Source organism: Gammaproteobacteria bacterium (assembly GCA_013003425.1).
GTDB lineage: Bacteria > Pseudomonadota > Gammaproteobacteria > Steroidobacterales > JABDKV01 > JABDJB01.
In genome coordinates this window covers 1-9,312 of record JABDJB010000099.1, presented here as the reverse complement: position 1 = coordinate 9,312, position 9,312 = coordinate 1, and the positions used below count along the sequence as shown (strand labels likewise).

Genomic DNA, 9,312 nt, shown 5'->3' with positions numbered 1-9,312 from the left:
TCCGGCGGAGGACCGCAGTCGCTGCCAAGAAACACCGTCTTCTCTCCCGCCGCATCAGATCCGGGTGCAACCTCTTGTAGGAGCGGCTTTAGCCGCGAACCGTTTGAGACGTCGCGGTATTCTGATTTGCGTCGCGACTGATGGTGGGTTGGCAGGGTAAAAGGAGTCGAATCGGCCGGGCCGCTTCGACGATCGTTTGATGTTGTGGGAGCGGCTTCCAGCCGCGAATCTTAAAGCGGGATGCCAAGCTTGCGATATATCGCCGACAGCAGCCAGAGTGGCCCAATCATGAGGAACTGAACATCCTTGAAAAACGACGGTCGCTTGCCCTCCACTACATGTCCAATGAACTGACCGATCCAGGCACCGGCAAAAATAGCAATCGACAACACCCAGAGCGGTGTTGAAAACCCGTTAAGCCAGTCGACCAGTGCCACGATCCCGGCGGTGACAAAGATCATGCCAATCGCGAGCGAGAACGACATGATGAAGTAGTACACCAGCGCGGCCAGCAGGAAGATCACACCCCAGTTCAGGAGCGGCGACACCGTGGCAAAAGAATCCGGCACCGGAATCGACCACAGCAGGCCGATCAGGCTGACCACGATCAGCGGCACACAAATCCAGTGCAGGAATTTGTTCGTCGGGTTCTGATGGCTTTCCCCGTACTCATCGAGCCATGTCTGGACGCTTTGCATGTGGCCATCCCCCTGGTCAGTGCGTGCTGCCAGAGCCTACCGCCGCCCCGGGCGGCGAGGCAACCGGCGGAATTCCGCGCCGCCAATCCGGTCCAAATCACCATATCGGCTGGCTGACGGCGGTTACCCGGTGGCCTACCCGCAGGGCAACATAGTTTTACGATCGCGGTCCAGGCGTGATTGGTGCTGCGGGCAAGCGGTCCCGGCGTGTTCGACCTGGCCGGAACTGCTGGCGCCGGAGTCGGCATTTGCCTATCCTTTGCGCCCCGGCGGGCGTCGGGGACCACTGAATTTTCGGAGAGTCAAATGAACAAACTGACCTTTTTACGCGGTACAGCCATTGCTGCTGCGGCAATCGTCACCGTTTCGGCGTGCACGACCATCAACCCCTACACGCGTGAAGAGCAGACTTCAAAAGCCACCAAGGGCGCGTTAATCGGTGCTGCGATTGGTGCGGTCGCCGGTGTCATCTCTGGCGACGACAGCCGCGAGCGACGCAAGCGCGCATTGATCGGCGCTGGTGTGGGCGGTATTGCCGGAGCCGGTGTCGGTTACTACATGGACGTACAGGAAGCCCGGTTGCGCGCCGAGCTTGAAGCCACTGGCGTAAGCGTCGTACGTGTGGGTGACAACATCGTGCTGAATATGCCCGGCAACGTGACTTTTGACACCAACCAGTCCGACATCAAGGCAAACTTTTATCCGGTTCTCGATTCGGTTGCCACGGTGCTGAACGAGTATGAAAAGACGCTGGTAGAAATTGCCGGCCACACCGACAGCACCGGGACTGACCAGATCAACCAGCCGCTTTCCGAGCGGCGCGCAGCCAGTGTCTCGGGCTACCTGCAAAGTCGGCAGATCATGCCGATGCGGATGGCTTCATTTGGCCTGGGTTCGCGTCATCCGGTGGCCGACAATTCAACTGCCGAAGGACGTCAGCTCAATCGCCGGGTTGAAATCACCCTGGTGCCAATCGTCGAAGGCTAAGCCATGGCAAAGCAGTTGCGTACACTCGCCGGTATCGTCGTTGCAATAGCGGTTGCGATATTCGGCTACCAGAATGTCCAGGACGGCAATGCAGACCGGGCCACACCGGTTGCGGCCGGCGGGCAGGCATCGGTTGCGGTGTCGGAAAGTGCCGGGGACTATTCGGCAGCGGCCGACCAGATCGTCGCGGCTTTCGAGTCGCAGCGTTCGGACATGTGGATCGAGGCCGGTGGCCGGGTGCAGCGTGTGCTGCCGGATGACAGCGAAGGCTCAAGACACCAGCGCTTTATCGTGAGCCTGCCAAACGAGCACACTGTCCTGATCGCACACAACATCGACCTGGCACAGCGCGTGCCGCTAAAGGCGGGTGATCCAGTCAGCTTTTATGGCGAGTTTGAGTGGAATGATCGCGGGGGCGTGGTGCACTGGACGCATCACGACCCGCGCAACCGCCGCGAGGGCGGCTGGATCCGTCACAAGGGCACCATCTACCGCTGAATCAGGCTGCAAGTCGGGGATAAAAAAAGGCGGCCTTGCGGCCGCCTTTTCAATGTGATCATGGGCATCCGTGCCACGCTTGTTGTGTTCAGTCCTCAAGAACGAAGGTCACTTTCATAGTGACACGCCATTCGGTGACGCGGCCGTTCTCAACCACAATCTTCTGGCTGTCTACCCAGGCGCCGGCGACGTTGTTGAGCGTCTTGGTGGCGCGGGCGATGCCGCTTTCAATAGCGTCGTCAAAGCTTTTTGTTGACGATGCTGTAATTTCTGTAACTCGTGCTACGGACATACCTGTTCCCCTGTTCCTGGGTTGCCTCTGAGAGGTCGACGATACTAGGAGCGCCCTGACGTAGCGTCAAGTTAAACCTTGTAACGCTTTTCCGTGTACGCCTGTGCGACTAGTTGTCGTAGAAGGGGCTTCAGCCGCAAACATCGAGACACTCGATGCCAGCGCGAAATCAAAGAACGATCTGCTGTCGCAGTTTGCGCAGCGCTGCGCTCTCTATCTGGCGGATACGCTCGGCAGAGATGCCGTACTTGTCGGCGAGCTGTTGCAGTGTGCTCTTGTCTTCGCTGATCCAGCGGCTGCTAACGATATCGCGGCTGCGGTCGTCGAGCTGCCCCATAGCGGCCAGCAGCTGCGCATGCATTTGCTCGCGGTGTTCGTCTTCGGCAATCAGGTCCTGCGGTCCCGGTTCGGCCGTCGGCAGGTACACTGCGGGTGAGTAGCTGGCGCCATCATCATCGTCGTTGTCCGGTCCGTCAAAGCCGAGGTCGCGAGCTGCGAGCCGGCTCTCCATCTCCGTGACTTCCCTTTCGGGCACACCAAGATCGTTGGCAACCGCCGCAGTCTCTTCCGGGTTGAGCCAGCCCAGGTGCCGTTTTGCCTTGCGCAGGTTGAAGAACAGCTTGCGCTGCGCCTTGGTGGTCGCAATTTTTACGATGCGCCAGTTGCGCAGGACAAACTCATGTATTTCGGCACGGATCCAGTGCACGGCAAAGCTGACCAGGCGCACGCCGTACTCCGGGTCAAAGCGTTTCACCGCCTTCATCAGGCCGATGTTGCCTTCCTGGACAATGTCACCCAGTTGCAGCCCATAGCCACCATAACCACGTGCGATATGCACGACGAAACGCAGGTTGGAAATTACCAGCTGGCGTGCCGCGTCAAGATCGTCCTGGTCGCGAAACTGGCGCGCAAGGCGCACCTCTTCCTCCCGGCTGAGAACCGGAATGCTCGAGACAGCGGTCATGTACGCATCCAGGCTGCCAACCGGCGATAGCGGCAGCAGACTGCGGTCCTGTAAAGCCAGCGATGTGGCCATGTTTCCTCCCGTATTCACCCGGATATATTTTAGCACTCGCATAGTTAGAGTGCTAAGCAGTCTGAGGGTTCTCAAAATAAACACTGACAATACAGTCAGTTATGAGAAGGTCTCCGGCGGCTGAAAGCCCCCTAGCTGGGTTCGATATCGCGCAGGTGGCGGGTTGTGGCCAGCCAGGACCCGGCCCAGCCGATAACAGCGGCCCCCAGTACCAGCAACAGGGTGCCCCGACCACCCAGGCCGACCAGCTTGTAGCTGCTGCCGTACAGGCCCGCCAGCCGGGCCGCCGGACCGCCAAGTAACAACAGTGAGACTTGTGTCAGCAGGAGCGCCATCAGCCCGCCACCAAGGCCGTACCACAGGCCGCTGTAAAGAAACGGCCGGCGCACGAACGCGTCGCTTCCGCCAACCAGCCTGCTCACTTCTATTTCGGTACGGCGGTTTTCAATATCCAGCCGAATGGTGTTACCAACGATCAATGCCACGGCCAGCGCCAGCAGTACCGCGCTTATTCCGACCGCGCGTCGTACAAGTTCGAGGATTGCATTAAGGCGTTTGATCCAGTCGGTGTCGACCTGCACCAGTCGTGCCTCCGGTACCAGGCGCAGCGCATCGGCCAGCCCGGCGAGAGATTCCGCGTCGCTGTACTCGTCAACCGGCGTAATCACGAAGGTGTCGGGTAGCGGGTTTTCTTCCAGCGCATCCAGAGCTGCACCGAAGCCGGACAATTCGGCAAACTCGACGAGTGCCGCTTCAGCGCGGATAACATTGATGCGTGCGACTTCGGGCCATTCGCGAAGCTCGTCCGCCAGCGTCACGAGACGCCCTGCATCGATGTCTTTGCGCAGATAAACTGAAACCTCGACAGCGCTGTCCCAGCTGCCGCTGATGGCCCGGCCATTTTTAACTACAAGATGCAGGCCGACCGGTAGTGCCAGTGCGATGCCAATCACGCCGATTGTCATCAGGTTGGCTACGGGCTGGCGCCACAACCGGCCCAATGCGCCGGTCATGGTCTGCACGTGACGCAGGAAATAGCCCGAAACACGCTGCGCGAGATTCAGACGCGGTTTGTTGTCAGGCGGCGTCGCGCCCATCAGGTTCCTCCGCCAAGCCCAGCCGGCCGCCGCTCAACCGTATTACCCGTTTGTCCATGCTATCGATCAGTCCGATATCGTGCGAGGCGATGATTACCGTTACACCAACAGCATTGAAGCGGCTGAACAGCTGCATGATCTCTCGCGACAGCTGCGGGTCGAGATTGCCGGTGGGTTCGTCGGCAATCAGGATCGGCGGTTTACTGACCACGGCCCGGGCAATGCCGATCCGCTGCTGTTCGCCCTGTGACAGCTCCAGCGGGCTTCGCGACTCGCGACCCAGCAGGCTGACCTGGTCCAGTGCCGCACGTACCCGTCTGCCAATTTCGCGTTCGGGCAGACCGGCAATTACCAGCGGCAGGGCAATGTTGTCGTAGATGCTGCGATCGAACAGCAGTTTGTGGTCCTGGAATACGACACCGATCTGGCGCCGGTAATGTGGCACCTTGCGCCGGCTGATGCGGGTGACATTCTGGCCGCGGACAATCATCTGACCGCGCGTGGGCCGTTCGATCAGCGCAATGAGCTTTAGCAAAGTGCTCTTGCCGGCACCGCTATGGCCGGTAAGAAAAACCATTTCGCCCGGCGCGATGTGCAGCGACAGGTCAGCAATTGCTTCGCGGCCGTTGGGGTAGCGCTTGTAGACATTCTGAAAGCGAATCATGGTTGTTGTGTTTGCTGCAGTAACGCATCAACGTAACTTTCAGCGTCGAATACATCGAGGTCGTCGATCTGTTCGCCGATGCCGATGTAGCGGATCGGCACATCAAGTTCACGCGCGATTGCCAGCAGGATGCCGCCTTTGGCGCTGCCGTCGAGCTTGGTGATGCAAACGCCCGTCAGGCCAATATCGGCATGAAACTGCCGCGCCTGCGACAACGCGTTCTGGCCATTGGTTGCATCGATCACCAGCAGAGTCTCCTGCGGTGCAGACGGGTCCAGCTTGCCCAGCACCCGCTTGATCTTCTTCAGCTCTTCCATGAGGTTGCTTTGTGTATGCAGCCGGCCCGCAGTGTCGGCGATCAGCACATCAACACCGCGAGCCCGGGCGGCTTCCAGCGCGTCATAAACCACGGCTGAGGGATCCGCGCCTGAGCGCTGCGCAACGACCGGTACATCGTTCCGTTCACCCCACGCCTGCAACTGCTCGATGGCTGCCGCCCTGAATGTATCGGCGGCTGCCAGCATCACGCTGTAACCGTCATCGAGATAGCGTCGCGCCAGTTTGCCGATAGTGGTGGTCTTGCCGGCACCATTGACACCCAGCATCAGTATCACGAACGGCTGATGGGTGGTGTCGATGTCCAGCGGCCTCGCTGCGGGAGCGACGATCTCGAGCATGCTTTCCCGCAACGCCGCCATCAGGGCGTCGAGGTCTTTCATCTCGGTGCGTTTCAGCCGCTTGCGCAGCCCGTCAATGATATGCTCGGTTGCGTCAACGCCGACATCGCCGAGCAGCAGCCGCGTTTCCAGCTCTTCCAGAGTATCCTCGTCGATCCTGCCGCCGGGGATGAGGTCTTTGACATCAGTGGTTAGCCAGGAATCGCCCTTGTTGATTCGTGCACGCAGGCGAGTTATGAACCCGGGCTTTTTTTCCGCTGCCTCGGTCTTGTCGGATTTTTTCTTTCTCAGCATTGAGAGTCCCGCAATCGTCGCAGCGAGTTTGCACTACCGTCAGGACAAAAGACAACGGAACAAACGGTGAGCACAGCCAGGCACAAACGGCGCGGCGCCAGCGGCAGTTTCCGTATTATCGGCGGGCAATGGCGTGGCCGGCGGCTGCGCTTCCCCGATACCGGCGAACTGCGGCCGACACCGGACCGGGTGCGTGAAACAGTATTTAACTGGCTCAGCCCGATTATCGACGGGGCAAGTTGCCTGGACCTGTATTCCGGCAGCGGTGCACTGGGGCTGGAGGCGCTGTCTCGCGGTGCTGCCGCTTGCACCTTTGTCGAACGCAACGACGATGCGCTCGAGACCGTGCGGACACACCTCGAGCTGTTGCAGGCGCAGGGGGGCCACTGTGTTCGTGCCGACGCGCTGGCCTGGCTGAAGCGTTGCGAACAGGAATTCGATGTCATTTTCATCGACCCGCCGTATGAGGAAGATCCGTGGTCGCAGTTGCTGTACCGCATCGGTTCAGCACGACTGTTGCGTCCGGGTGGCCGGCTTTACCTGGAGACGGCGGCGGGATGCGGTCCGCCGGCCCTGCCCGACGGGCTGGAGCTGCTGCGCAGCAAGCGTGCCGGCCGCGTGGGTTATCATCTGGTGTCAATATCGCAGGAAACCCCATGAGCCGAGCCGCACTTTATCCGGGCACGTTCGACCCCATCACTAACGGGCACAATGACCTGATCCGCCGCGCTGCGCGTATTTTCGATCGCGTTGTGGTCGGCATTGCCGCCAGCCCGCGCAAGGAACCGGTTTTCAGCCTGGAGCAGCGTGTGGCTATGGCCCGCACCGTCGTCGGCGATATCGGCAATGTCGAGGTGTGTGGTTATACCGGAATGACTGTGGATTTTGCCCGCGAGCGCGACCTGCCAGTGATGATTCGGGGGCTGCGTGCGGTGTCGGATTTCGAGTACGAATTTCAGCTGGCTACAATGAGCCGGCAGATTGCACCGGACGTCGAGACGGTGTTCCTGACACCGGCAGAACAGTTCACCTATATTTCATCAACGCTGGTTCGCGAAGTCGCATCATTCGGTGGCGATATCTCGAAGTTTGTTCATCCCGACGTATGCGCTGCGTTGAAAGCGTTTTACGCGGAGACCTAGCCCGGGTTCGCAGCGATGTCCCTCAAGATCACAGACGAATGCATCAACTGCGATGTGTGCGAACCGGAATGCCCCAACGAGGCGATTTACATGGGGCCGGAGATATATCATATCGATCCCGACCTGTGCACAGAATGCGTCGGTCATTTTGATGAGCCGCAGTGCGTTCAGGTGTGCCCGGTCGACTGTATTCCGCTGGACCCGCAACATCCCGAAACACGGGACCAGTTATATGAGAAGTATTTGCGCCTGCAGAAAGCAGGCGGGAGTGTAACGTCATGAGGCTTTTATCAGTTCTGCTGCTGCTGGTGGCGGCGCCGTGGGTGAGTGCCGGCGACAAGCCGCCACAGGCAGCGATCGCCAGTGCCAGCCCGCACGCGACTGAAGCCGGGCTGGAAATCCTGGCACGCGGCGGAAACGCATTCGATGCTGCCGTCGCGGTCAGCTCGGTGCTGGCGGTTACCGAGCCGTATGGTTCGGGCATGGGCGGCGGCGGCTTCTGGCTGCTGCACCGCGCGCTCGACGGTTTCCAGGTGATGGTCGACGGGCGCGAGGTCGCGCCGGGTGCGGCATCTCGCGACATGTACCTGGACGAAAACGGCGAACCGATTCCCCGGTTGTCGATCGACGGACCGCTGGCGGCAGGCATTCCCGGTGCTCCGGCGGGCTGGGTGCATATCGCAACAAAATACGGCCGCCTGTCGTTGGCAGAATCACTGGCGCCGGCAATTCGCCTCGCCCGCGATGGTTTTCCTGCCAGCAAGCACATGGTGCGCAACCTCACGTACAAGAAAGACCTGATGAATCGCTGGCCGGCAGCAGCGGAGATTTTTTATCGCAACGGCGAGCCGCCAACTGAAGGCGAGCTGTTGGTGCAGCCGGACCTGGCGGCGACGCTGACAGCTGTTGCCGGACAGGGTATCGACGGTTTCTACAAAGGCGAAGTCGCGCGCAGCCTGGTGGAAGGCACGCGCGCGGCGGGCGGCATCTGGACGCTGGAAGACCTTGCGTCCTACCGGGTCAGGGAGCGGCGCCCGGTCTACGGTAACTATCGCGGCCACCGAATCGTGTCGGCACCACCTCCTTCATCCGGTGGCGTGCTGATTATCAACGCGTTGAACATTCTTGCCGGTTTCAATCTCGCTGGTATGGACCAGCTGACGCAGAAGCACCTTGTGGTCGAGGCAATGCGTCGCGCGTTTCGTGATCGCGCCGAGTATCTTGGCGACCCGGACTATGTCGATATACCGCTGGAACGCCTGGCGCATCCGTTTTATGCGGCCGGTCAGCGTGCTGCGATCCTGGTTGACCGCGCCACGCCGAGTGACGCCTTGCCGGGCATAGTCCGGCCTGACCTGGCCGGTGGCACCCAGACTACGCACTTCAGTGTGCTTGATCGTGACGGCAACCGTGTAGCCGGAACCATGTCAATCAACTTCTGGTTTGGTTCCGGCTTCATGCCGCCCGGTACCGGCGTGCTGCTGAATAATGAAATGGATGACTTTTCCATCAAGCCGGGCGTGCCAAACGGTTACGAGCTTGTTGGCGCTGACGCCAACGCCATCGCACCGGGCAAACGAATGTTGTCCAGCATGACGCCGACCTTTATCGAGTCCGACGACGGTGTTGCTATTCTCGGTACACCGGGAGGCAGCCGTATCATAAGCATGGTGTTACTGGGATCGCTGGCGCGGATAAACGGTGCTGATGCGCGGGCCATGGTCTCCCTGCCGCGTTTCCATCACCAGTATCTTCCTGACCGCATCACTTTTGAAGATGCGGCGTTTGACGGCGCTACTCGCGATGGTCTTGAGTCGATGGGCCACAACCTGCAGTTATCCAGCCGCAATTACGGCAACCTGCAGGCCATCACCTGGGATTACGCGACCGGTAAAGTTGTCGCGGCTGCCGATCCGCGTGGTGAAGG

At 60.1% G+C, this 9,312-nt stretch carries 12 protein-coding genes; 6 read left to right on the top strand and 6 right to left on the bottom strand.

Annotated features, from left to right (window positions below; all coding sequences use genetic code 11):
- Positions 1-230: 230 nt before the first annotated feature.
- Positions 231-698 carry a DUF962 domain-containing protein gene (locus tag HKN06_13670; protein NNF62361.1) on the bottom strand — a complete coding sequence of 156 codons (468 nt, stop codon included), beginning with the start codon at positions 696-698 and terminating at the stop codon, positions 231-233.
- Positions 699-1,004: 306 nt separating this feature from the next.
- Here HKN06_13670 and HKN06_13665 point away from each other — a divergent pair, with 306 nt between their 5' ends.
- Positions 1,005-1,685, top strand: a complete 681-nt coding sequence (locus HKN06_13665) for an OmpA family protein (GenBank protein ID NNF62360.1) — start codon at positions 1,005-1,007, stop codon at positions 1,683-1,685.
- A gap of 3 nt (positions 1,686-1,688) precedes the next feature.
- The gene (locus HKN06_13660) at positions 1,689-2,183 is read left to right on the top strand and encodes a DUF3465 domain-containing protein (protein NNF62359.1); all 495 of its coding nucleotides are present in this window, start codon (positions 1,689-1,691) and stop codon (positions 2,181-2,183) included.
- 88 nt (positions 2,184-2,271) lie between these two features.
- Here HKN06_13660 and HKN06_13655 read toward each other — a convergent pair whose 3' ends face one another.
- The 5 genes from HKN06_13655 to ftsY form a co-directional block, all read right to left on the bottom strand.
- Positions 2,272-2,475: a dodecin domain-containing protein gene (locus HKN06_13655; GenBank protein ID NNF62358.1), complete on the bottom strand. Its 204-nt coding sequence runs from the start codon at positions 2,473-2,475 to the stop codon at positions 2,272-2,274.
- Between the two features lie 169 nt (positions 2,476-2,644).
- Complete coding sequence (gene rpoH, locus HKN06_13650; protein NNF62357.1) at positions 2,645-3,511, bottom strand: RNA polymerase sigma factor RpoH; 867 nt, start codon at positions 3,509-3,511, stop codon at positions 2,645-2,647.
- Positions 3,512-3,642: 131 nt separating this feature from the next.
- Positions 3,643-4,608, bottom strand: a complete 966-nt coding sequence (gene ftsX, locus HKN06_13645; GenBank protein ID NNF62356.1) for a cell division protein FtsX — start codon at positions 4,606-4,608, stop codon at positions 3,643-3,645.
- Positions 4,589-5,272 carry a cell division ATP-binding protein FtsE gene (gene ftsE, locus HKN06_13640; GenBank protein ID NNF62355.1) on the bottom strand — a complete coding sequence of 228 codons (684 nt, stop codon included), beginning with the start codon at positions 5,270-5,272 and terminating at the stop codon, positions 4,589-4,591. Before ftsE ends, ftsX begins: the two co-directional genes overlap by 20 nt.
- Complete coding sequence (gene ftsY, locus HKN06_13635; GenBank protein ID NNF62354.1) at positions 5,269-6,243, bottom strand: signal recognition particle-docking protein FtsY; 975 nt, start codon at positions 6,241-6,243, stop codon at positions 5,269-5,271. Before ftsY ends, ftsE begins: the two co-directional genes overlap by 4 nt.
- 66 nt (positions 6,244-6,309) lie before the next feature.
- Here ftsY and rsmD point away from each other — a divergent pair, with 66 nt between their 5' ends.
- From rsmD to ggt, 4 genes are all read left to right on the top strand, one after another.
- Positions 6,310-6,903 carry a 16S rRNA (guanine(966)-N(2))-methyltransferase RsmD gene (rsmD, locus tag HKN06_13630; protein ID NNF62353.1) on the top strand — a complete coding sequence of 198 codons (594 nt, stop codon included), beginning with the start codon at positions 6,310-6,312 and terminating at the stop codon, positions 6,901-6,903.
- Entirely contained in the window at positions 6,900-7,385 is a 486-nt protein-coding gene (gene coaD, locus HKN06_13625) for a pantetheine-phosphate adenylyltransferase (GenBank protein NNF62352.1), read from the top strand. The genes rsmD and coaD overlap by 4 nt, the downstream gene beginning before the upstream one ends.
- Positions 7,386-7,400: 15 nt before the next feature.
- Positions 7,401-7,667, top strand: coding sequence for a YfhL family 4Fe-4S dicluster ferredoxin (locus tag HKN06_13620; GenBank protein NNF62351.1), 267 nt, complete (start codon positions 7,401-7,403; stop codon positions 7,665-7,667).
- Positions 7,664-9,312: gamma-glutamyltransferase (gene ggt / locus HKN06_13615; protein NNF62350.1), on the top strand; the 1,649-nt coding region annotated here is incomplete at its 3' end. The genes HKN06_13620 and ggt, both read left to right, overlap by 4 nt.